This window comes from Gimesia maris, from assembly GCF_008298035.1.
GTDB classification, from domain to species: domain Bacteria; phylum Planctomycetota; class Planctomycetia; order Planctomycetales; family Planctomycetaceae; genus Gimesia; species Gimesia maris.
Genome location: NZ_CP042910.1, coordinates 7,446,018 through 7,470,022, shown reverse-complemented (window position 1 = coordinate 7,470,022; position 24,005 = coordinate 7,446,018). Strand labels below are relative to the sequence as shown.

The 24,005-nt window shown below is 51.8% G+C and carries 19 protein-coding genes; 9 read left to right on the top strand and 10 right to left on the bottom strand.

The window, feature by feature from the left end; all coding sequences use genetic code 11:
• Window positions 1–160 precede the first annotated feature (160 nt).
• Both GmarT_RS27875 and GmarT_RS29650 read left to right on the top strand, forming a co-directional pair.
• Complete coding sequence (locus GmarT_RS27875) at window positions 161–799, top strand: FtsB/FtsL family cell division protein (protein WP_002645428.1); 639 nt, start codon at window positions 161–163, stop codon at window positions 797–799.
• Window positions 800–1,294: 495 nt separating this feature from the next.
• Complete coding sequence (locus GmarT_RS29650) at window positions 1,295–1,480, top strand: hypothetical protein (RefSeq protein ID WP_155367777.1); 186 nt, start codon at window positions 1,295–1,297, stop codon at window positions 1,478–1,480.
• Window positions 1,481–1,516: 36 nt separating this feature from the next.
• Here the strand turns inward: GmarT_RS29650 and GmarT_RS27865 are convergent, their stop codons facing one another.
• Complete coding sequence (locus tag GmarT_RS27865; RefSeq protein ID WP_044237076.1) at window positions 1,517–2,233, bottom strand: OmpA/MotB family protein; 717 nt, start codon at window positions 2,231–2,233, stop codon at window positions 1,517–1,519.
• A 344-nt stretch (window positions 2,234–2,577) separates the two neighbouring features.
• Here GmarT_RS27865 and GmarT_RS27860 point away from each other — a divergent pair, with 344 nt between their 5' ends.
• Together GmarT_RS27860 and GmarT_RS27855 are read left to right on the top strand one after the other, a co-directional pair.
• A complete protein-coding gene (locus GmarT_RS27860; protein WP_002645431.1) occupies window positions 2,578–3,765 on the top strand; it encodes a ribonuclease D in 1,188 nt (395 codons plus the stop codon).
• Between the two features lie 40 nt (window positions 3,766–3,805).
• Window positions 3,806–4,261, top strand: coding sequence for a hypothetical protein (locus GmarT_RS27855; RefSeq protein ID WP_002645432.1), 456 nt, complete (start codon window positions 3,806–3,808; stop codon window positions 4,259–4,261).
• A 15-nt stretch (window positions 4,262–4,276) separates the two neighbouring features.
• Here GmarT_RS27855 and GmarT_RS27850 read toward each other — a convergent pair whose 3' ends face one another.
• From GmarT_RS27850 to GmarT_RS27820, 7 genes are all read right to left on the bottom strand, one after another.
• A complete protein-coding gene (locus tag GmarT_RS27850) occupies window positions 4,277–4,594 on the bottom strand; it encodes a hypothetical protein (RefSeq protein ID WP_002645433.1) in 318 nt (105 codons plus the stop codon).
• A 112-nt stretch (window positions 4,595–4,706) separates the two neighbouring features.
• The gene (locus GmarT_RS27845; protein WP_002645434.1) at window positions 4,707–5,786 is read right to left on the bottom strand and encodes a DUF1559 domain-containing protein; all 1,080 of its coding nucleotides are present in this window, start codon (window positions 5,784–5,786) and stop codon (window positions 4,707–4,709) included.
• A 255-nt stretch (window positions 5,787–6,041) separates the two neighbouring features.
• Window positions 6,042–6,455 carry a hypothetical protein gene (locus tag GmarT_RS27840; RefSeq protein WP_002645435.1) on the bottom strand — a complete coding sequence of 138 codons (414 nt, stop codon included), beginning with the start codon at window positions 6,453–6,455 and terminating at the stop codon, window positions 6,042–6,044.
• 88 nt (window positions 6,456–6,543) lie between these two features.
• A complete protein-coding gene (locus GmarT_RS27835) occupies window positions 6,544–8,025 on the bottom strand; it encodes a DUF4339 domain-containing protein (protein ID WP_002645436.1) in 1,482 nt (493 codons plus the stop codon).
• Between the two features lie 301 nt (window positions 8,026–8,326).
• Complete coding sequence (lnt, locus tag GmarT_RS27830) at window positions 8,327–10,222, bottom strand: apolipoprotein N-acyltransferase (RefSeq protein WP_002645437.1); 1,896 nt, start codon at window positions 10,220–10,222, stop codon at window positions 8,327–8,329.
• Between the two features lie 246 nt (window positions 10,223–10,468).
• A complete protein-coding gene (locus GmarT_RS27825; protein WP_002645438.1) occupies window positions 10,469–11,683 on the bottom strand; it encodes a molybdopterin molybdotransferase MoeA in 1,215 nt (404 codons plus the stop codon).
• A 23-nt stretch (window positions 11,684–11,706) separates the two neighbouring features.
• Window positions 11,707–12,312 (bottom strand): anthranilate synthase component II, encoded by a 606-nt coding sequence (locus tag GmarT_RS27820; RefSeq protein ID WP_002645439.1) that lies wholly within the window; start codon window positions 12,310–12,312, stop codon window positions 11,707–11,709.
• Window positions 12,313–12,777: 465 nt separating this feature from the next.
• Here GmarT_RS27820 and GmarT_RS27815 point away from each other — a divergent pair, with 465 nt between their 5' ends.
• The 5 genes from GmarT_RS27815 to GmarT_RS27795 all read left to right on the top strand — a co-directional run bounded on the left by GmarT_RS27815 (window position 12,778) and on the right by GmarT_RS27795 (window position 20,714).
• On the top strand, window positions 12,778–14,616 hold the full coding sequence (locus GmarT_RS27815; protein WP_187782322.1) for a polysaccharide biosynthesis protein: 1,839 nt from the start codon (window positions 12,778–12,780) through the stop codon (window positions 14,614–14,616).
• Between the two features lie 148 nt (window positions 14,617–14,764).
• Window positions 14,765–15,730: a sugar ABC transporter substrate-binding protein gene (locus GmarT_RS27810; RefSeq protein ID WP_002645441.1), complete on the top strand. Its 966-nt coding sequence runs from the start codon at window positions 14,765–14,767 to the stop codon at window positions 15,728–15,730.
• A 3-nt stretch (window positions 15,731–15,733) separates the two neighbouring features.
• Window positions 15,734–17,239 (top strand): sugar ABC transporter ATP-binding protein, encoded by a 1,506-nt coding sequence (locus GmarT_RS27805; RefSeq protein ID WP_002645442.1) that lies wholly within the window; start codon window positions 15,734–15,736, stop codon window positions 17,237–17,239.
• Window positions 17,236–18,195, top strand: a complete 960-nt coding sequence (locus GmarT_RS27800; protein WP_149303510.1) for an ABC transporter permease — start codon at window positions 17,236–17,238, stop codon at window positions 18,193–18,195. Before GmarT_RS27805 ends, GmarT_RS27800 begins: the two co-directional genes overlap by 4 nt.
• Before the next feature lie 179 nt (window positions 18,196–18,374).
• Window positions 18,375–20,714, top strand: coding sequence for an efflux RND transporter permease subunit (locus GmarT_RS27795; protein ID WP_002645444.1), 2,340 nt, complete (start codon window positions 18,375–18,377; stop codon window positions 20,712–20,714).
• Between the two features lie 15 nt (window positions 20,715–20,729).
• Here the strand turns inward: GmarT_RS27795 and GmarT_RS27790 are convergent, their stop codons facing one another.
• Together GmarT_RS27790 and GmarT_RS27785 are read right to left on the bottom strand one after the other, a co-directional pair.
• Entirely contained in the window at window positions 20,730–22,688 is a 1,959-nt protein-coding gene (locus GmarT_RS27790; protein ID WP_002645445.1) for a preprotein translocase subunit SecA, read from the bottom strand.
• Window positions 22,689–23,064: 376 nt separating this feature from the next.
• The gene (locus GmarT_RS27785; RefSeq protein WP_002645446.1) at window positions 23,065–23,985 is read right to left on the bottom strand and encodes a DNA-methyltransferase; all 921 of its coding nucleotides are present in this window, start codon (window positions 23,983–23,985) and stop codon (window positions 23,065–23,067) included.
• Between the last annotated feature and the right edge of the window lie 20 nt (window positions 23,986–24,005).

Here is a 24,005-nt window from a genome sequence, read left to right as displayed (position 1 = left end):
CTCCTCTCTGATTCAGTTCAGAGGGGAGTTTTTTTACGTCCGTATTCTTGAACCCGATTAACCAGTCGTCAGATTGGTAACAGGCTGGATAACCCGTACTGTTTCACAGCGTATGAAGAAGGCTGCCTGTCGTGGTCGATTTTGATTAAAGAGAATACTGGTGTCGTTTCCCGCTGTTTTCCACCTGTTCAAATCGGGCGTGTTTATTGTGTCAGTCAGTCAGAATCAGAATGAAGAATCCCGCATCGGCTGGATGATTTCGCTCACATTCTGGATCCTGTTATTTATTGCCGCCAGCCTGTTTGCGGCGGTAGTGCTGGCGCCCCGTTACCTGTCCTATCTGAATTTGCGTAATGAGTATCTGACCAACCAGGTTCAGCTGGTTTCGCTGGAAAATCAGGTGGAATACCTGAAAGAGATTGCCCATTCCCTGGAGAACGATCCGGAGTTCCGTTCCGAAGTCGCCCGCGTTGACTTTGATGCCACCAGTCCCGGGGAAGAACGCATTGCCGTCGAGCCGGACCATGCTTTGGATGTTCCCCAGTGGAATCCAAATCAGAAAGCTTCTGTCACCAGTCGTGCCTGGTATATTCCCATGCTGGGGGTGCTCAGCGAAAATCAGAATGTGCGGTCTTCTATCCTGTTGACGGCGGCGGTGATCATCGTATTAGCGTTTACATTTCTGCATGAGTCCCAGACGCCTCAACTGGAAACGGTCACCAGATCAACGCGAAATCTGTTCGCCGTGCTGCTTTCACGTTATCGAGTCAGTGAAGAAGACCCGGAATCAGAGTGCTGATCGTATCGGTTTTAACCATTGGTGCGGGTTGTGTTGCTCCGTTCGATTGTGCCAGGTAGTCTTTTATTTGTGGTCCTGAGTATTCTGCTCAACAACCTTGTTCTTCGGGTTGTGTCTGCAATAGCTGCCTGCAGTTGGGAATCTCACTCAAAGCTTCAGCTCGAAAACAAAATCATTCTGGCTGATGTAAGCTTCCAGACGATCTGATTAATAGTCACATTAGAGCCTGTGTTCAGGGCAGGTTTGAGGCAGCGTCTTCAGGTTCCTCGAGCTCAAAACTGTTCAAGACAAGACGCGACTGTGAAATGGGACCTGCTTAGGAAGATTCATCAAAGAGGATAGCGCGGTATGAGCAAGGAGTTGAATAGTACGATCTCAATGGTGAGAGAGTTGAGATTAAGAAGCTGGGCACGAACACATTATGTCACAGCTGATCAGCGAAAAGAAACTTGGAATCCTGTCGTATTAGATGAAATGAACATAAAGGATCAGGAAATGTCCGAATCAGAAGAGAACAGCGTGAACGTCCGTGTTTCGTCGATGTTCGTACCCCTGGCTCCCGCTGTCAGCAGACGCCTGGATGAAGCACACGTGGAAGCATCCGCGCCGCATATCATCAAAATGCATGATGTGGCCGCCCGTCGTCGTGATCATCTGGTTGAAGATCTGATGGCTGAATAATTTAATCATCAGTCATACCAGGCTTGGTATGACCTGTTACTTTCTGGGGCCGACATAGTCGCTCACAAAGGCATCCAGAAGTAATACATCCAGGCGGTCCATCTGCTCTGACTGTTCATCGCCAGTCTGCAGAGGCGGTTCAGAGTCAGCCGCAGCGGTGATGCGAATTCGTTTCGGCTCGATCCCTTTCTGTATCAGATACAGCATCACGGCCCGTCCCCGCTGGTAGGTCAGAATCAGCTTGTCGTGAATCGGTGAGTCGGCTGGCAGCGGTTTGACAGATGTGTGGGACCGGAGTTCGATTTTGTTTGGTTTCCCGGCCAGTTCTGGAATCATCAGGTCCAGTTTTTCCCGGCGTCTGGCATCCAGGTCGATATCGGTCTGGTTGTAATACAGGGTTCGCCCCACTGGTACGGGCACCCCTTCGCGCGTCCGGTAGACCCGCACGTCCTTGCCTTCCAGGGAACGAGTTTTGATCCCCCCGCGACCACGGTCGGGGCTGTCTGTGTAGGCACCCAGCATGCTCATCTGGTCGACCAGCGAGTTCATGGGGAAATATTTTCCCGGCGGCGAGATCGGACCGGTCCGATACCCCGTGTATGACTGAATGGATTCCAGGATCGCCCGGTATTTTTCATCATTCACGATTTCACTCAAAGAAACCAGCATGATGAAGAAGGTGAGAAGCAGTGACATCATGTCACCATAGGTCACCACCCACTCCGGGACTCCTGGTGGGGCGTCGTCTTCCATGACAAGCTGCTCCTGGAGCGTTTTATAAAGTAGGTTAACAATCGGCAGATTCTGCCGCTCGGTTTTGAACAACAGGTTCTCCTGTTTACAGAATCGACAGAGAAGCCGGCGAAACTTACCCGGTTTTTCCCAAACCAGTTGACTTCAACCGGTTTTTTAACCCTGTTGAGAGTAAAGCCGGGACGACTGACTATCATTGTCACAGGCACAAAAAGTGCCTGAGTTCATTGACGAATACAATAAATATCTACAACATTAGGGTTTAAGCAGGAACGAGCAAGTCAGCGCAATCATGTCAGACGAAGTTCTGAGCTTCGGGTCAAAGAAAAGGAAGTGGTCAAAGGATGTCGAGCCCCCTCATCGTGCAGCAGTCCGAGTTTATCGCGTTATGTGATCAAATCCGGGACGCGGGCATCGTTGCATTCGATACCGAATTTGTGTCAGAGTTCACGTATCGGCCGGAACTCTCGCTGCTGCAGTTTGCCGTCAATGGCCAGGCTGTCGCCGTCGATCCTTATGAAATGGATGATTTATCCCCCTGGTGGGATATCATGACGGATGATGACACGGTCATTGTCGTACATGGCGGTCGTGAAGAAGTTCGTTTCTGTCGACATTTTTCCGGGAAGAAGCCCCGGAAACTGGTCGATTTGCAGATCGCCGAAGGCCTGCGTTCGCGGAGTTTTCCCATTTCGTATACCGCACTGGTCGCACGTGTGCTGAATGAAAAAGCGGGGAGTAAAGAAACTCGTACCGACTGGCGTCGCCGACCACTGACCCAGCAGCAGATCAAATATGCACTCGATGATGTCAAGTTCGTGCTCAAGATCTGGAAAATACAGGAAAAGGAGTTGATCGACCTGGGAAGACTCGACTGGGCCGAAGCCGAGTTTCAACGGATGATTGATGAAGTGGATTCCGAATTTCATCGGGAAAACTGGCGACGTGTATCCGGATTGCATAAATTGAAACCGCGCGAGCTGGCGATTGTACGTGAGCTGTTTGACTGGCGCGATGAGGTGGCTCAGGAAAAGAATCAGCCGGCACGCAGAATCCTCCGTGATGATCTATTAATTGAACTTGCCCGCCGCAAACCAGCCACGCCTCAGGACCTGACGGCGACCCGGGATCTGAACCGTAAGAATATGTTCAAGCTGGCGCCCGAAGTCGTGCAGCGAATCGCGAAAGCACAACAGACACCCAACGATCAGCTGCCGCAGTTGATGGAAAATCCGAATACCCAACAAAACCAGGACGAACAGGTCATCGGTAAGCTGTTGGGAATTGCACTGGCGAATCGTTGTGCCGAGATGAATGTCTCACAAACGCTCGTGGGGACTTCAGCCGATTTGAGACACCTCGTTCGATACCATGTCTACAAAGAAATTTCTGACGAACGACCACGACTGATGGCAGGCTGGCGCGCAGAGGTCTGTGGCGATCTGTTAACGGATGTCCTTGATGGGAAAATTTCAATGCGGGTGGCTGATCCGGAATCCGATCATCCCCTGCATTTCGAACGACTCAGCTGAAAGCAAAAAATGCTCTCGGTGCAAGACAGGGAGGTTTTCGATGAAGTCTGTTGCAGGGTTGGCAGTATTACTGGTTTGGGCAGCAGTGTGTACGGCGGCAGAGCCGGCTCCTGAGGAAGACTATGAACTCATCTCCGGGATCTGGGTTCGCAATGATCACGACGCCAAAGGATCGCCGCTGCGTGTCGAACAGGAGTTGACCCGCGATCTCTCAAAAGTCTCCGTTTACGACAGACTGGGACGACGCGTGCATCACCATCAGGCAAAGTACCGTCTGCAGCGCATGGACGATGCCAGTCTCTTTATCTATTACGATCTGGAAGTTCTGGAAGGCCCGAACAAAGGCAGGAAATCACCGGCACCGCAGTCTTTTATTTATCGCGTCAAGGACGACCGGTTTATCCAGGTCGAAGGCATCCTCGATGGTGACAAATTATCCCCAAAGTTGATGATCTGGTGGAAGAACAAGCCAGTCAATCCGCCGCGCGAAAGCTGAGGGAGTAACAAATCGTTACTCTAAACCTGCGATGATTTTGCCGGCCAGCGTTTTTCGGTCTTCCGGCTTTGATGCGGTCATCAGGGATTCATAATCCTTTTGGACAGCGGATGCTTTCTCAGGTGCCTGCTTCTGCAGTTCTTCAAAGTCGGCACGCAGCACATCCAGCCCGCTTCCGCCTTCGCCGGTATCAACGACGACCTGCAGATTCGATTTGAAGGAAGCAATGATGGCTGCGGATGAGGGAACCTCTGGTTCTGCCTCGCCGGAACAGCCTGTCATCACAGGGAACATCAGCGCCAGACCCGTCAGGAGCGCAAAGAGCAATTTCATGTATCTTGCTTTCAATTATCAGGTAAGGGATCAGCCTTGTGTGGCAAAACAGCATGAGAGTCGAAACTCCCATGCTGCTCGTTGAATCTTAAATCACTTTCAGGCAGTGCGATTAAAACTCGCCCAGAACGTTTCCGTCCTGAATCGCACCTAGATTCTGCCAGGTTGTGTTATCAATGTTGGCACTGATGAACCGGGTGGCACCATCGCCCATCAGGACATGCACACCACCGACGTGACGACTGCGGGCAGGGAACAGGCCAGGGGCGTCATTCGTTCCACAACTGGAACAGGTCACACAGTTCGGATATTCAGAGTTCGGGTTGAGCAGTGTGTTGAAAACAGTCAGACCGCCGTTACCGTAAACCCAGTTGGAACCGGTATCGCCTCGAGGTGCGGGTGATGCGGGAGGCGAATTCTTTTTCGCCAGGCAGGAGGCACCCCAGTTTTTGACATCGTTGTAACTTGGGAAGGAACTGGCAGTGCTTCCTCTTGAACCACCGCGGATGGTATCACCTTCACCGATCAGGGAAGCATCGTTGTTACCGTCACCCTTCATCAGTTCGCCGGCTGCAATGATATTGGAACTGCCGTCCGTGAGATCACGGATGCGAATCGCTTTACGGTAGTTAAACATCCCCACCTGGTGCTGCAGGTTTGTGGGGCTCGTATTGGTTGAGGGAGCAAAGCCAAACCAGAAGATCGAGGGACCGGCACAGACGGCATAGTTGTTGCCTGGACCTAATCCATATCCGCCACCATTTTGAATGCTACTCAGATCAGAAGGACACAGAAAAGCAGGAATGACAGCACGTTTGACTGTATCATTGGGCGCCTGGTTAGGGGCCAGTGAGAAGTTGAACTGGTTGTAAACGTTTGCCTGGTCCAGGAAGGGGAGCAGCATGGTCTGGGCTGAGAACGAGAAGTACGAATAGTTTCCATATCCGTAAGTAGAGTCGTTCTGTTTTTCAAAGTTTGCACGTGGGAAAATACCATGGGTTTCATGATAGTTGTGCATCGCCAGCCCGAGCTGTTTCAGGTTGTTTTTACACGCACTGCGACGGGCAGCTTCACGGGCCTGCTGGACAGCAGGTAATAACAGGGCGATTAAAATTGCGATAATGGCAATCACAACCAGCAGTTCAATCAGGGTAAAACCCCGACGGCGACGAGACGTAATCTGAGGGTTCATGACAGGCTCTCTCCAGTTTGCAGGATAACTTGCAGGAAAATTTCGGGTCTTGTGAGCGGTCAAAACCCGGCAGGAAAAGTTAATAAAATAGGTTAATAAGTTCAGGGGGGATCCAGGTAGGAATCAGTTATACTGTTGCTCAACAAGTAATCTTAGCATCCGCATAGACCTGAGAACAGCAGTCAATTTCGAAATATGCTGACCCGCATGGGGAACAGATTCTAGCAATTTCCGGGATTGCGAGAAATGAAATAATTAGGGTAGTTTATTAATGAGGGTCTCTGCCTCTTTCAGGCACCGTTCAAACTTTTGCTGTTCTCTGCTTTTCTCGACTCGTGCATTATCCAGCATGGGATACAGGTAGTCACGCGTGGCCCAGAGCAATAGTTGTTGCACCGGGAAATCTGAACAGGCAGTGGCTTCCAGTTTTTTGATGACGGGATCGATTCTGGTGTGGACACTCTGCTTAAACGCCTCCCATTCCGCATTACTGGCTTTCTGTTGCTTAAGTGCCAGAAACTCCTGATGAACGGCTTTCACCTTTTTGTATTCCAGATTTCGTCCTGCATTCACCAGCAGCACATAAGCAGTAACCAGGGCCAGCACTGACAGCACAATCCCGAACGGAAATCGTTTCTTGCGGGCAGGGAGGGGAGATTCGGTATTCATAATCTGAACCGCGAAAAAAACTTAAGGGAGTGGGCTTCTTATGACATCCAGTCAAGGCAGTCCCGAACAGCGGAAGCTCGTATTAACCTTACTTTTTATTGATCAGTCGTTGCGCTTCCTGCAGGCAATTTTCAAATTTTTCCTGATCTCGGGCTGATTCCGGCCCTGGATTATCCAGCATCTTGGGGAGATAATCCCGCCCGGCCCAGAGCAGTTGCTGCAAAGCAGGATAGTCTGAACCGGCAGTGCTTTCCAGATCTTTGATGACCGGATCCAGTTCGGTATTGGCTTTCTTTTTCAGGGCAGCGTATTCAGCGGGTCCTGCCTGCTTTGACTGTAAGGCCTTGTATTCCTGGTAGAAGGCCTGGAACTTGGCGAATTCCTCTTTTCCACTGGGGGAGAACAGATCACCCAGAGGGACAAAATACAGTATCGCCACTAAAGCAATGACGCCCCCCACTCCGCCTAAAATTTTAGGATCCATCAATGGTCCCAGCGCTTCCAGGGGATTGGAACGCTGCACTTGAATTTTCGGTTTTGCCCGCGCCACGGGTGGAACTGCAGCGGCTACAGGAGCTGCAGGCATTGGTGCCAACGCCGCAGCAGGAGCGGCAGCAACAGGTGCACCCGTTGTATTTGATTCGGTCTCAGTAGCCGCAGTATCTGCTTTTACTTCTGGTTCTGCTTGTTTCGGGTTCGGCTTTTTGAGCTGCAAGGCTTCGATCTGCCAGGCTTCAAACCACTCCCCTTTGCGGCCCAGCTTCAGCAGGTCTGTCGGTTCGACTCGATCCTGTTCGGCCCACATCTTGATCTTGTGCGCTTCAATCGGGCCGTAACCCATGCCACCCAGTTTGCAGTACCACTTTTGTTTGGAACGGACCTTCAGAATCGGTGGTGGAGGAGGCTCTGCCGGTTTCTCTGCTTCAACCACATTTTCTTCGGTTGTCGCAGTCTGTTCTGAAGCAGATTCACCCGACGTCGGAACCAGCTCTTCGACCGAATCCTCTTCCGAATCGATGACGTCCAGATCACTGCCGGAAGAACTCAAAAACACAACAGTACGCGCGGGCACCCACTCCGGCTCTGCTGAAGATTTTACTTCATCATTGGGCGCCAGCTCACCATCAAACAGCATCTTCATCAGGTCGTCAGCCGACATCGGCCCCAGTTCATGATTCAGTACGCGACAGTACCATTGAATCTTCTGGTACTTGCTCCGCACGGCTTCCAGCGTAGCAAACCGGGGGAGCTGAGATTCCAGTTCGCTCGAGAGTTTGTCTTCTTCTTCGACAATGGAAAAACCATCCAGGTTAGGCATGTCGGGTTCTGACTCGATTCCAAATGAGGAATCCACAATGGAAAAATCATCCAGCGATGGCAGTTCACCACTGGAAGAGGAATCGAACAGGCCTCCCATGTCCTCGGCAGCAAACCAGTTTCCGGATTCACCACTGCGGATTTCCATTTGAGGAGTCAATTCGCCCTGTTGTGCCATGGCAAATAATTCTTCAAATGAAATGGGACCTTCGGTTTCAGTTGAACGCTTAAAGTACCAGCTGTCGCGTGCCATTTTAATTTAACAATCTTCGTCCGCTTGAAATGAGAGGGTGTATTCAAATACAGGTAGGGATACGCGTTGACGGACGCGCCCTGCCTCTTATTTTAGCGGTCAGGGTAGGGCGCTTATCTATCGTTTTCCACCGTATTTTTCTAAAAACCGGCAAATACCAGCCAGAACCATGCGGATTGGTCTATTCAGACCGGGAAGCACCCTGATTCACCGGCCCTGGATTGCAGATTGCGTGCAAATGTCGTCTTCCGAGGCAACGAACGATCATATCGGCCCCCGTGAGATCAACGTTGAACCAGGCCTACGATTTCATTTCAGCCGCGTTTCGTTTCCAGGAAAGTGCGGACATGAAGAACAGAAACAGGACACAGAAACAACAGACGCCTGCAAACCAGTCACCGAACCGGGTGTAAAGACTGCTGCGATGATCCAAGGGAACCGAATCGACGATCACGGCATTCAATGATTTGTTCCAGCGTCCTGTTTTCGGATTCACCAGTGTGGTCCGTTTCTGGTTATCCCAGTCGAGGAATAAATCCGGCTCGCGAATCATGCCGTCACCATCGATGACTGCCGAGATCCCCGTGTTCACGGCGCGGACCATGGGAGTCCGGTTCTCCACACAACGGAACGCAGATGTAATCAGGTGCTGATCCAGTTCGCTTGAACCATGAAACCACCCATCGTTGGTCAGATTGACCAGGCAGTCGATGGGTCTGGCTGTTGCATCCGGAGTAGCCCCTGGTTTCAGCATGAAGCGAACCAGGTGCGGCACCGTATCCTCAAAACAGATCAGCGGTGCGAAGTTCCAGTCCTTGTATGCAAAGTTGGCAGCATGTTTGCCTGGTTCGATTCCAAACGAGGCACCATAGGGCGAGAAGATCTGCAGGAAAGGGAGTGTTTCTTTCAGAGGCATGTATTCACCAAACGGCACACGGTGAATTTTATTATAACGACCGTGGATGCCATAATCAGGTCGGACAAAAACCGCAGAGTTGTATTGCTCTATTTTTTCATCACCGGCGGCGATGACATCCATCCCGATCACCAGTGCCGCATTCGCTTCCTGGCTCATGTTTGCCAGGACCTTGCGAACCGAGGGATCTTTCCATTTCTCAAGTGGAACTTCCGGCGCGACCTCACCCAGTTCTTCAGCCGTTTTCCCATTGCTCTCCAGCAACGGCCAGCGGAACATTGTTTCCGGCCAGACAACCAGGTCTGGCTGATCACGAACGGCGGCGCCCATCAACTCGATATGTTTCAGGTAGATGGCACGCCATTCGTTCGGGTTATGTTTAACGGTAGATGGAAAATTCGCCTGAATTAAAGCGGTTCGCGGCCCATCCTGAAATTCGGCCTGCGAACGTCGGACATAACCATAGCCGAGGACCGCAAAGAACAGGCCCAGGCATAAGGCTGTCTGCAGGATCTGCTTTCCGCCGATCTCATTCAGTTTCTGATCTTCTTCCGTCAGCTTCATCGGAAACAGTTTCAGGCGGATCAGCAGTGAATTGGGTAACAGGCAGGCAAAGCAGGCAGCCATCATGACCACGATAAAGCTGACGCCATAAGCGCCGGTGAGATCACTGATCTGAATCATTTCGATCCAGCGATATTGTGTGTGGCCGATATAGTACCAGGAGAACCCCGTCAGCAGATAAGCCCGGATGTATTCCAGTCCGACCCACACAACCGGCGCTGCGGCAGGCAGGGGAATGCGAAACTGATGGACGGCGATGCGCGACAGCATGACAAACAATGGGAAGTAACACGCCACATAAATCGCCAGCGCGATCCAGGCGACATACATCGTCGGGTGACCCAGTCGCATCCATTGAAAGGCTGCGACGGTAAACAGCAGACCGCCGGAATAAATGGCCGTGTACATCAAACGCGTTCTTCTCGGAATGCGCACCAGCAGCAGCAACGGGATCAGACAGACCCAGCCCAGCGGACCAAAGTCGACCGGAGTGAAACTGGCCCACATCAGAACGGCTGACAGGAATGAAACAAAAAACGCGCCCCGCGCCGGAGCCGGAGAAGTTCGCGCGGTGTTGATGATATTTTGTACGTCCTCACCCAGGGGCTGATTGTTTTGCTCTTTCGGTTGTGAGGGGAGTGGCTCAGACACAGGATGCGGTTCCAGCACAGGTTCATCAGAGGAAGATTGTTCGAAGGTTGAAGTCGTTAAACTCATGATTTCCATCCTTGGAATTCGGTGACTGCCAACGGGAGATTTCGAAATCCCCCGGCCAGGGAAACATCCTGTTCCCGCGAAACCGTTCCGGTTTTTTTAGTTCATACTACGTGACTTACTACGTTTATTTCCTGATCCTGATGGGAGGCAATGACGTTAAATACCCAACGGATCGGTCTGATTGGCGTGGTTTTTAATGAAATCAGCGATTTAAGAGTAGAGCAATCAGGGCGGAAAGTCTCGCTGCTACCATAAAAAGACGTCAACTTTCAATCCTGCCTGATAATGTTGATTTCCCGTGGGGAACAACGCCACCGCATTGGCTTTCACAGTGGAGTTTAAATCAGCAGAACCCATTGTTATCAAAGGGGATACAGTAGATTCTCCGGCTTCCCATTCCAGTCGCGCCGGCTGATAGGTGGGCCGGTTGCCGCTGGTGTGATAGTCGTTCTTGAGTCGCGCCTGCTGCACTTGAGGTCTGGGTGAAGGGAATCCCATAAATTGACGGATCGCGGTTCGGACGAATAATTCGAAGCAAACCATGCTGCTGACAGGGTTTCCGGGCAATCCAAAGATGTAACAGGGATCTCCGTCGGACCGTTCCAGAATACCAAACCAGAGTGGTTTTCCTGGTTTCAGGTTCACCATATGAAATACCTGTTTCACTCCCGCCTGCTCCAGTTCGGATGGAACCAGGTCCCGTTCGCCCGCGGAAACTCCTCCGGACAGTAGCAGAAAATCACTTTTCAAGCCTTCCTGTATTTTAGAACGCAGATGGTTCCGTTCATCGCGGGCAATGCCCAGTGGCTGCGGTTTTGCATCCGTCTGCAGTATCTGTGCGTGCAACATGACCTCATTGGAATTGCGGATCTGTCCCGGCTCTGGACTCTCTTCAGGAGCCACCAGTTCATCTCCTGTCGCCAGGATCGCGACTGTGGGGGCACGTCTTACCTTCACTGTCGGACTACCGGTCTCCGCCAGCGCACCGATCTCCTGCGGTCGCAGTAAAGTGCCAGCGGCAAGGACAGGCGCACCCGCTTCGAGTACCGACGATTGGGGGAGCATGTTTTTGCCCGGCGAAACCGGTCCCGTGTCGATCTTCACTGAGCGGGCTGCATCATCAATCTGGCAATGCTCAATCTGCACAACGGCATCTGCGCCTTCGGGCAGAGGCGCGCCCGTCATGATCTGCGATGTCTGACCCGACTGCAGCGAAATGGTGGGAACCGAACCGGCGTAAATGATTTCCTGGATCTGCAGAGTGGCTTTCCCATTCTGACAATCACTGCTTTTCACGGCAAATCCGTCCATCAGCGCTTTATCAAACGGCGGGATGTTCAGATCGCTGACCGTGCCCTCCGCCAGTACACAATGCCAGGCTTCGAATAATGTACGCTGTTCGGGAGACGCCGGTTTCACGGTTTCCAGAATCAGTTGAAATGCTTCTTGAACTGACAGCATGCGGGGGTGTTCCCTCTCCTGTTTTAAGTGGTACTGAGTTGTTCTGCCGGTAGCTGCAGGAAGTTTTTCAGTAAGGTCAGCCCTTCCAGAGTCAAAAAGCTTTCGGGATGAAACTGGACGCCATGTACTGAAAAATCGCGATGCCTCAGCCCCATGACCTCTTTGGGATGACCTTCTTCCTCCACCCAGGCACAGATTTCCAGTTCCTCCGGACAGGATTCTTCCGGAACAATCAGACTGTGGTAGCGGGTTGCCTGGAAGGGAGAGGGAAGATTCTGAAAAACCCCCGTTCCATTGTGGTGGACCAGAGAGACTTTTCCATGCATCAGACGCGGAGCGCGAACCACCTGGGCTCCGAAGACCTCCGCAATACACTGGTGCCCCAGGCAGACACCCAGAATCGGGATCTTACCTGCGAAATACTTAATGACCTCTTTGGAAAGCCCGGCTTCGCCCGGTGTGCAGGGACCCGGGGAAATGATGATTTTTTCCGGAGCAGCCGCTTCGATTTCGGCGATTGTGGTCTGATCGTTCCGTGCCACCTCCATCTTCAGGCTGGGATCGATTTCGCCGAACCGTTGTACCAGATTATAGGTAAATGAATCGTAGTTATCGAGAACGAATATCACGTTACACCTTATTAGTAAAGTATTTACAGTATCGTCGCAGCCGTGCCCCGCTTCATCGGGGTGAACTGGGTTTTCTGTCGGAAACAGGATTCAGAGAACTCCCCGGCGGTAAATCGGCTCGACTCGCACTTATCATAATCAACTGTCTGGGGAAAAGCGAATTGAGTCCGAGGTTTCATCTGAGCCTGCAGTTAGGGCATCTCTGTCGTTAATGTAGACAAGCGGGTAACTGCTTTGTTCTTAAGAATTTTGATGTTGACGAAAAATGGCGAAAATTGTTATGACCCCACTCCTTATGTGATCAAATTAACTCAGATCGTGGTTTTATGTATATTGTTTCTGGCTGTGTTCATGCGTAGTCAGAAGGGGATTCTTTGGGGGTTAACGTTGAACTCCATACCGAAATTGAAATGGCTGCGGAATTATTCCGTCACGCGACGCCAGCTCTTTTGGATGGTGGTATTTTTGCCAATTTTTTGCGCGATCTACTACCTGGCTTTCTGGCTGCGCTTCGAAGGCTCACTCAACACCGACGGTGTGCTGGGCGAAAATGGATTTCGCATGTTTCGTTCCACGGTCCTGTGGGCGGTCGGGTTGAAAACTTTTACCTTCTGGAGCACGGGCGTTTATAAAATCCGCAGCCGTTATATCACGACGCGGGACGTCTTCAATCTGGCACGTGCGGCGACCATCAGTTCCGCGGCTTTGGTCATAGTTGACTATCTTGTCTTTCCTCAATTTATGCTGCCCCGTTCCGTATTTCTGATCGACTGGGGTTCCACCATCCTGGTGGTCTGTGGCTTCTGCGCAGTCATTCGCATGGTGCAGGACAGTGGCCGCATCCTGCGACAGCAGGAAAACTGTAAGCCAACCTTTATCATCGGGGCCAATGAATCCGGGGCCGCTTTGCTCCGCATGATTGAACGCAATAAAAATTCCTGTCTGCGGGTTGTGGGTTTTCTGGATGATCATGCCAGTCGTATAGGCACACGGATTAATAACGTTCCTGTCCTCGGGTCACTTCAGGAAATGTGTGCCCTGGCGGAAAAATATGAAGTATCAGAGATCCTGTTGCCGGCGGATGAATTCCCGGGCAAAACGATTCGAAGTCTGGTCGAGGCGGGAAACTCTGCCGAGATCAAAGTACAGGTTCTACCCAGTTACCAGCAACTGCTTTCGGGCAAAGTCGAGATGAAGCCGCGGCCCGTCTGTATTGAAGACCTGCTGGGCAGAGAACCGGTTGAACTTGATATGCCCAGCATCCGCAACTGGATGGACGACAGAGTTTTAATGGTGACCGGCAGTGCAGGAAGTATTGGCTCAGAAATCTGTCGTCAACTCCTGCAGTTTTCTCCACGAAAACTGATTCTGGTCGACCGTTCCGAAAACAGTCAGTTTTATCTGGAACGCGAATTACACAAGCTGGGATATGCCGGTCGTTTTGATGTGGTGATCGCTGATATCAATGATTCCAGGCGAATTCGATCTGTCATGCAGGAGTTCCAACCCGATATTCTATTCCATGCAGCCGCCTACAAACATGTCCCGTTGATGGAAAGTAATCCGGGCGAAGCTGTTAAAAATATAGCCCTGGCAACCAAGCATCTGGCAGATCTGGCTGAAGAATTCGAAGTCGATTCGTTTGTGATGATTTCTTCTGACAAAGCCGTTAACCCGACCAATGTCATGGGGGCCAACAAACGGATTGCCGAACTGTATGTGCAATCGCTGGCCGCACGTTCGAAATGCCACTTCGTCACAGTTCGCTTTGGAAACGTGCTGGGCTCAGCTGGCAGCGTCGTGCCGATCTTCACTCAGCAGATTCAGAATGGCGGCCCGATTACGGTTACCGACGAACGCATGCAGCGTTTCTTCATGACCATTCCGGAAGCCTCGCAACTGGTGATTCAGGCAGGTGCCATGGGCCGCGGCGGTGAGATCTTTGTTCTCGACATGGGTGAACCGGTCAGGATTACCGACCTGGCAACTGACCTGGTACATCTCTCCGGCCTCAAACTGGGCGAAGATATTGAGATCGAATTCACGGGGCTCAGACCAGGAGAAAAACTCTACGAAGAACTGCATGTCGACGGCGAAAAGCATCTGCCCACATGCCATCCCAAAATTATGGTTGCTGAAAAAGTCAGTTTCAGCGAACAGTTTATTCTGGAAGCCTACGAGAGGCTTTCCCGTCTTACGGAACAACCTTCACCTCTGATCCTGGCCGAGATTCAACGCATTCTGCCTGAGTTTCAGCCTTCTTCACTCAAGCCGGTTCCGGATACGCTCAAACGCGCCGCCTGACAGCATCCTGCGTCTTGTACGGATGCAGTACATTGCCTGTTTTGCCGCCTGCGCTTTTCATCGCCGAGGGAATTTGTTAGTTATAAGATGATGAGAAGTGATCGTTTTATGGAGAAATTTCAGTCTTCCACGGAAACGAAGGTTGGTTATGAACAGTGCGCTACGGTTTCTTATCCCGCTTACCCTGCTCGCAATCGGCAGCATCGGTTGCAGTAACGGTTCCGATTCCCATTCACCGCAGTCGGATTCTACAGCAGACTCAGGCAGGCTGTTCGGTGCCTCCTTTCAGACCATGAACAATCCGTTCTTTGTCGATCTGGGCGAAGGTTTGAAAAAAGAACTCGAGGCGAACGGCGATCGCCTGGTCATCCTGGATGCACAGTTCAATTCTCTCAAACAGAAGAACGATCTCTCCGATCTGATTCTGCAAAATGTCGCCGGCATTTTTGTGAACCCGGTCAACTGGGAAGGCCTGAAGGGATCGTTGCTCGAAGCCAACCGAAAAAAAGTGCCCATCATCATCGTTGATGCGCCCGTGAAAAAAGCGGATGAAGAACTGATTGTCTGCACGGTCGCATCCGATAATGTTCGCGCTGGCGAACTGGCGGCACAGGCACTTGCCAAAGTGAATCCCAAAGCCAGGCTTGTCGTATTGCACCTGTCGGTCAACAAAGCCTGTATTGATCGCGTTGCAGGGTTCAAAACGGAACTGGAAAAACATCCGGAGATGAAAATTCTCGATGTCCAGGAAGCCCAGGGAACGACAGAAGGTGCCCGCCCTGTGATGCGCGACCTGATCGGCCGCTATCCCGATCTGGATGCCGTCTTTGCGATTAATGATCCCAATGCACTCGGCGTGATTTCTGCGCTCGACTCGGCCAACAAACTGGATCAGGTGACGATCGTAACCGTCGATGGTTCTCAGGCCGGGATCAAGGCCATCCAGGCGGGAAAACTGCATTCGACTTCGGCGCAGTTTCCCCGGGAGATCGGCAAGATCGCTGCAGAAAAAATGCTGGCACATCTCAAAGGGGAACCGGTAGAAAAAGATGTAAAAGTACGTGTGGAACTGATCACAGCAGAAAATGCGGAGCAATATCTGGAGCCCCAGTAAATCATGTCCGTCGCCAGCGCCGCGCCTCTCCTTCGACTCCAGGGAATTACCAGACGCTTCGGAAACGTAACGGCTCTGGATGATGTCAGCTTTGCTGTAGAAGCTGGTGAGATACATACCCTGCTGGGAGAAAACGGTGCCGGGAAAAGCACGCTGATCAAAATTCTGGGAGGCATCTATCAACCTGATGCCGGTGAAATCTGGTCGGGTGAAAAACAGGTTCAACTCCGCCAGGTCACCGATGCCGACCAGCTCAAGATCCGGTTGATTCATCAGGAACTCTCGCTGGCCCCCAATCTCACGGTTGCCGAAAATATATTCCTCGGTCGCGAACCCGTCCGATGCGGCTTACTGCAGCGCAGGGAAATGAACCGACAGGCTGAAGCATTACTGACGCGACTCGGGCTCACCGAAATCAGCGATGTGACAGCCGTCGTATCACAACTCAGCACCGCACAACAGCAGTTAGTCGAAATTGCCCGGGCACTCTCCCAGGAGGCGCGGGTTTTGATTCTGGATGAACCAACTTCGTCACTGTCGGAAACGGAAGTCGAAGCACTCTTCACCACGCTGCAACAACTGAAAACGCAGGGTGTCGGCATCATTTATATTTCGCATCGTATGGAAGAAGTCACGCGCCTCTCAGATCGGATCACAGTGCTGCGTGATGGCAAAACCGCAGGCACTGCGAAAACCGGAGAGATCGAACCGGCGACCCTGATTGAGTGGATGGTGGGACGCGACATCAAAGAGCATTTTCCCCGCCCCCCATACGAGCCGGGTGAGATCGCATTGAAAGTGGAGGGGCTCTGTTCGGCTTACGTGCAGAATGTCTCGTTCGAAGTCCGTTATGGGGAAGTGCTGGGGCTGTCTGGCCTCGTGGGGGCAGGTCGCACCGAGTTGGCCCGCGCTCTGTTTGGCGTGGATCGCGTTCTGGCGGGGACTGTTTCCATTAATGGAAAAACGGTGCAGATCAACAACCCCCGCGATGCCTTAAGGCAGGGGCTGGTCCTGGTTCCCGAAGACCGTAAACATCAGGGACTCATCACAGAACAGTCAGTGGCGTTTAATATCACACTCCCCTGGCTGAAGAAATGGATTCACGGTTTTCGCTTTGATAATCAGAGTCGCAGTGAAATCGTGGCCCGCACGATTGAGGGTTTTGGCGTGCGTCTGTCTGACCCTCAACAGCCCATCCGCGATCTTTCCGGCGGCAATCAGCAGAAGGTGCTCGTCGGTCGCTGGATGGAAGAACCGCCGGAAATTCTGATACTCGATGAACCCACGCGAGGCATTGATGTTGGTGCCCGCGAAGACCTGTACCGCCTGATTGGTGAACTGGTCAGGCAGGGCATGGCGCTGATTCTGATTTCGTCTGACCTGGATGAGGTTCTGAATATTTCGCATCAGGTCGGCACCTTTCAGGGGGGACGACTGACGGGCATTTATCCGGCTGAGAAAGTCACCGCAGCACAGATCATGCAGAAGCTGACAGGAGAAGAAGCGTGAAAGTAGTCAGACAAATGGTGCCTCTGCTGGCGGCAATTATTATTTTGCTGCTGCTGTTCCGCATCTGGGTTCCCACATTTTTATCGCCGGAAAATATGCTGGACCTGACGCAGCAGATTTCCGTTAATACAATCCTTGCGCTGGGCATGACGCTGGTCATTCTGATCGGCGGGATCGATCTCTCCGTCGGTGCGATGGTGGCGCTGGTGGGAACCACTACCGTGTACTGCCTCTCGGCTATTTCCGGGGATACACAAAATGCAGGCTATCTCCTGCTTTCCATCCTGGCCGGTCTGGGGGTGGCATCGCTCTTTGGAATCTTTCATGGCATTGCGGCTGCGAAAACTGCAATGCCTCCTTTTATTATTACCCTGGCTTCCATGCTGATTGCCCGCGGCTGCGCACTGCGTTTTAACAGCGGCCTGCCGATATCGATTGGAGATCAGCAGACCTTTTTACTGGCAATTGGCAATGGGCGACTTTTTGACGTAGTGCCCGTTCCTGTGGTCATCATGCTTACGCTGTTTGTGCTGATGGCGCTGCTTCTGCATCGCACCCGCTTTGGTCAGCATGTCTATGCGCTGGGAGGCAATCGTGAAGCTGCCCTCTATACAGGTATTCCAGTAGTCCGTGTAGAGGTAATGGTTTACCTGATCTGTTCGGTTCTGGCGGGGATCGCGGGCATGATTCACACTTCCCAACTGTACTCTGCAGAGCCCGGCTCAGGAGAAATGTTCGAGTTGACTGCGATTGCGGCGGTCGTTGTGGGGGGAACCAGCTTTACGGGAGGACGCGGAACCATATTTGGCACCTTGATTGGCGCTGTTATTATCGGTATACTTGATAAAGGTCTTAATCAGGCTGGCATTCATTACTCACTGCAATACATAGTAAAAGGGGCAGTGATTCTTATTGCCGTTTATATTGATGTGCGACGCAATCGATCGACGGTTTGAATTGAGAATCATTTCTTTGTGTGGGTTGTAGTGGTTATGTAGACGAAGAAGTCTGCAAAAAGGTTGTCATTTTTTATGACGAGTGCAAAGTCGTGAGCTAGACTTGCTGTGTACGAATGGGCTGGGATGCCCTTGAGTACCTGTGATCGTGTTTTGCCCCTTACACAAAGATCGTCGCCATGACAGCTTCAAAACCGCACTATATCCGTCGTTACCTCGTAACGGTTGTCTTACTCGTTCTCATTACGCCATTTCTGATTTATGGTGCCCACAAAAGCGTGGAAAGCATGTCGATTGCCCCGGAAAAGTGGGCTCCCGACTTCATGCAGTCCAGGCAGAATTACGATCGGTTCTCCAAAGATTTTGAGAGTAACGATCTGATTCTCATCAGCTGGCCCGGTTGTACCGTTGATGATCCGCGATTAATCGAATTTGAAAAACAGATTAACGCATCGCGGACGACCGAGTTCGGCGAAACCCATGAAACGCTCTTCGACCGCATCGTCAGTGGTGCCGGGACACTCAATTCGCTGACGGCGCCTCCTCTCAAACTGCCGCGCGAAGAAGCGCTGGAGCGGTTGCAGGGTGTACTCGTCGGGAAAAATCTCAAAGACAGTTGTGCCGTCATTATTTTAACTTATCGGGGGAACGAATTACGGGCCCAGTCGATTAATCATGTTCTGGATGTGGCGGAAGAAGTCTGCCAGATCCCCCGAGAAGAATTTCATATTACCGGACCTCCTGTGGACGGGGTCGCCATTGATCAGGCAAGTATCCATAGCGTCAACCTGTTTGGCGCCTTATCAGCAGTATTGGCCACGGTACTTTGCTGGTTCTGTATTCGTTCGTGGATGTTGACAGGCACGATTCTGCTGGCCGGTCTCTTCGGTCAGGGTCTGGTACTGGCGATGGTCTATTACATGGGGTATTCATTGGATGCCGTGCTGATCATTACGCCTTCACTGGTCTTTGTGCTCACCATTTCTGCCGGCGTGCACCTGGTGAATTACTACTATGACGAATTATTCTCCACGAACGCCAAATCAAAAGAGGAAGCAGAAGCTGCCGTCCGCAATGGATTTTCCAAAGGCTGGTATCCGTGCCTGCTGGCAGCAGTAACGACCGCAGTGGGTCTGGGATCCCTGATGGTCAGCCAGATCAGTCCGATCGCACTGTTTGGTCTGATCGCCTCCGTCGGATTACTGATCACGCTGGGAGTTCTGTTACTGTTGCTCCCGGGAGCCATGCAGCTCTGGCCGCCACAACAGATCTTGAAAATGAATCGCGAAGGACAGACCGGCCACACTCCCCGCTACTTTACTCGTATCTCAGCCTGGCTGGAAAACATTCCTCGCCTGTTAGAACAATATTCCGCCCCGGTCTTTCTCTCACTGGTGCTGTTGATGGCAGTTTCAGCATATGGACTGCTGTCGATTCGCTCCTCAGTCGATGTCCCCTCCCTGTTTCCACCCGGCAGCCAGGTGCTCAGCGATTATAAGTTTAACGAAGAACGCATGGGACCGCTGATTCCGGTCGAAGTGATCATTGAGTTTGATAAAGACTGCAAAAAAACATTTCTGCAGCGTTTGCGGATCATTGATGAGATTGAACAGACCATTGATAATATCGACGGTTATACCGGTACCATGTCGGCAGCGACATTTGGACCCAATCCGGTTGAGCATAACGGCTTCGAATCGATCTTTCGAAAAGTGGTGACAAATAAAAAATTAAAGGAAAATCGCGAAGCGGTAATCAGTTCCGTCTATCTGTCTGATAACGGCGGACGAGAATCATGGCGCATCAGCGCGCGTGTTCCCGCATTGGGAAAAATTGATTACGGGGCCGCCCTGGCGCAACTCAAATCAACATTACAGCCTGCATTGCAGGAGTATGAAGCGGATGGCGTGCACCTGACTGCGTACTACACGGGAATCATGCCGCTGATCCACACCGTACAACAGTTGATCTTACAGGATCTTACCTGGAGCTTTCTGACTGCGTTTGTGCTGGTGGCACTGATGATTATCATTGTCCAGCGCAGTATCGTGACCGGCCTGCTCAGCATGCTGCCTAACATTTTCCCGATCGTGGTTGTGTTCGGAATCATGGGCTGGATGGATATTCCCCTCGATATTGGTGCCGTCATGACAGCCAGTGTCGCGCTGGGAATTGCCATCGACGACACACTGCATTTCCTCTCATGGTTCCGTCGTGAAAAAGGACTGAATCAAAGCAGCGAACAGGCTGTTCGCTCAGCGATGAAGCACTGCGGACGCGCGATGATTCATACCACTTTTATCTGTGGACTGGGTCTACTGGTGTTTGCCTTCAGCGATTTCATTCCGACTCAACGCTTTGCCTGGATGATGCTGGCTCTGCTCACGACGGCATTGATTGGTGATTTGCTCTTCCTGCCGGCCATGCTGGTGCAGCCATTTGTGAAACACCTGCAGTTTGCCAGAGAGCGATTTCCCAAAGGAATGGAAATCAGAGCGACCACTTATTCCACAGAGTGAACTCGGAGTTCATTCTTAAAGTGCATCCAGGTTCGCATGCTGCCCCATTTTATGCAGCATCTCGCGGCGTTCCTGGATTCGTTTGACCAGTTCAATTCGCTGCTGTTCATGGCGTTTTTCAATACGTCGCTGTGCCTGGTAAAATGCACGCAGTAAGGATTTCTGATCCAGATTGCCAGCTTTGTACTTTGCAACAAATTCTGAGAAATCTTCTGGTATCAGACCGTTCTTCAGAATGTCATCTTCCAGTGAAAGAAAAACCCGTGCACTGCCCGGATCTCCCTGGCGTGCGGCCCGGCCCGTTAGCTGCCGGTCAATTCGCGCCGATTCATGGAACTCGGAACAGATGACATGCAGCCCACCGCGTTCGGAAACACCTTCACCCAGCAGGATATCCGTCCCGCGTCCCGCCATGTTGGTCGCAACAGTGATCCGGCCCGGCTGGCCTGCCTCTTTGATAATAGCCGCCTCATTCTCATGATTTAAGGCATGGAGTACTTCATGCTCCAGTCCGGCCTGCAGCAGCAGTGCAGAAAGCTCATTCGACAGATTCACCGAGCGTGTTCCAATCAGGACGGGTCTGCCCTGGCGATGCATGTCTGTCGTTTCCTGTACGATGGCGTTCCACTTTTCTTCCGCGGTCAGAAAAATCTGTTCCGGGTACAGTTCACGGCGGGAGGGGCGATTGGTGGGAATGCTGATGACGGGAGTCGAGAAGACTTTTTTCAGTTCGCTGGCTGCGGATTCGGCAGTACCCGTCATACCTGCCATCCGAGGATAGCGGGCAAACAGTTCCTGCACGGTCGTTTGGGCGCCGACCTTGGTGGGAGTGGTAATTTCCAGCCCTTCTTTGGCTTCAATTGCCTGGTGGATCCCGTTCTGCCACATCCGTCCTTCCGCGATACGCCCGGTGAATTCATCGACGATTGACACCTTTCCATCCCGGACGACATATTCGCGTCCATTATGGAAATAGTTCTGCACGCGCAGTGCCCGTTCAGAAGCAAGATAGGCGGTACCCGTGTCCAACGACGAGGGGGCAGCCTCCTGCATCAGCATTTCCCGGACGAGACGTCGACCTGCTTCTGTCAGTTCCATTCCCTTTTGTGGTCCATGGTCGGTGTAGTGTTCGTTTTCCGTCAATCGCGATGCATGCGCAGCCCCCCATTGACAGACGCTCTTCATCTGTCGTTCTTCCCGACTGTCCTGCTGACCGATAATCAGAGGCGTTCGCGCTTCATCAATCAGAATACTGTCGGCTTCGTCGATGATGACCATATAGGGTGCACGCGGATTGACCAGCAGCTTCGCTGTTTTGTCGTTCTGTCGCCCGAATAACTGCTGGCGGCGTGTGTTGATCGACATTTTCTGGCCGGGAATACTCAATAGATCGCGCAGGTAATCAAACCCGAATTCCCGCGCGGTGCCATAAGTGATGTCACAATCGTAAGCATCACGACGTTCGACAGAAGATGAGTTGGAAGTGATCACTCCCACGGTCATCCCCAGCGAGTGATATACGGGGCTCAGCCAGGCTGCATCGCGTTCTGCCAGATAATCATTGGCCGTCGCGATATGGATGCCTGCTTCGGGTAAGGCATTCAGGCAGAGTGTCAGCGCCGCCGTCAGAGTTTTACCTTCCCCGGTCTGCATCTCAGCGATGGCACCATCGTGCATCGCGAAAGCACCAAGATATTGTACTGGATAAGGTGTAAGCCCCAGGTGCCGCTGCATCTGTTCGCTGACAATGGCAAATGCTTCCGGTAGAAGATTCGTCAGTGATTCTCCACTTTGAACACGGTAACGCAGGGAATGCCATTCATCAAACAGCTGGGAATCAGTCTGCGAATGGTATGCGTCCCGCAGGCTCTGGATCTGGTCGATCATGTCCCACCAGAGAGCTGGTACTTCATTTTCGCCCGTCAGCAGAAAACCACGAATTCGATTTGTCAGTGAGGTGATAAAGTTTGCCACGATGACTGTTACAATCCTGACAATGAAAAAGAGAGTATGGATCTGATTATTTTAACTGAATTGCACTACTGATTCGATCCTTTTTATCCCACCAGCGAAATGAAGGTCCAAAAACCGGCTCGCTGTTTCTTTTTTGCAACGGTTGCATCGAACCAATGTGGTGTTCAGGAAACAATTTAGGGATTTGAAGTGCGAATTCAGTTCAATTCGAGTGAATTACATAAAAACGCATCTTTCATGCCGCGGGACAGGCAGAAAAGCGAAGAGCCGACTCCGAGAGAGGGATGCAGGGGGGACGACCCCGTTGGCAGAAACAATAGCGAAAAGCCAATCAGACAGGAAAGAGTCCGATGGAGTATCCGCCCTGGGATGAGTCTTATTTGCGGGGAGAGGCCTGTTTGGATGTGGATGATTTCTGCTGACGGTCTTTCAGACGTCTTCCATTTTTCGTCGTCGGTGCACTGACCAGGGGGTTTTCTGTGCCGTCCAGAGGCTGACCGGGCTTGATCTCAGCCAGTCGCTGCTGCGCCCGCGCACCATACTCTTCGGAAAGTTCGAAGCCCACAAACTGTCGCTCCAGTTTCTTCGCAACCGCCAGCGTAGTGCCACTCCCCGAAAAGGGATCGAGTACAACTTCTTCAGGATGAGAACAGGCACGAATAATTCGTCCCAGCAGTTGCTCGGGCATCTGGCAACCATGCCAGCCCTGTCGCTCTTTAAACGTCCCGTTGATCCGGGGGAAGTACCACGTATCTTCCTCCGACTGGAAACTCTCGGGGATGTCTTGTGGCCTTAAGATCCAGGTGTCGTCGGGCAGGCGGCCTTTCGGATTGGCACGTTTATCGCCGTAGACCAACTGTCGCGCAGAGGGAATACGAATTGCCGGATCGTCTGCATTGAAAGTAAACTGCTTTGGATCTTTTACCATATAAAACAGGTGTGCATGTGAGCGGCTGAATTTGTTTTTGCAGTTCACACCAAAGGTATAATACCAGATCACCCAGCTGCGACAGGTCAGTCCCAGTTCACGCTGCATCATGACTTTCAGCTCAGCGGCGTACTCATCCCCAATCGCCAGCCAGAATGTGCCGTCCGGCTTCAACAGCCTTACTACTTCTTTCAGCCAGAGATTGCACCAGTCCAGATACTGTTCACTCTCCAGCCGATCTTCGTACTGATCGTATTCGTAACCGATGTTGAACGGAGGATCCGCAAATGCCAGATCGATCGACTCCGCTTCCAGTTCCTGCATGCCTGCGATGCAGTCCTGAATGTGTATCTGATTGATTTTTGTCATAGGGAAACTGTTATCGAGGT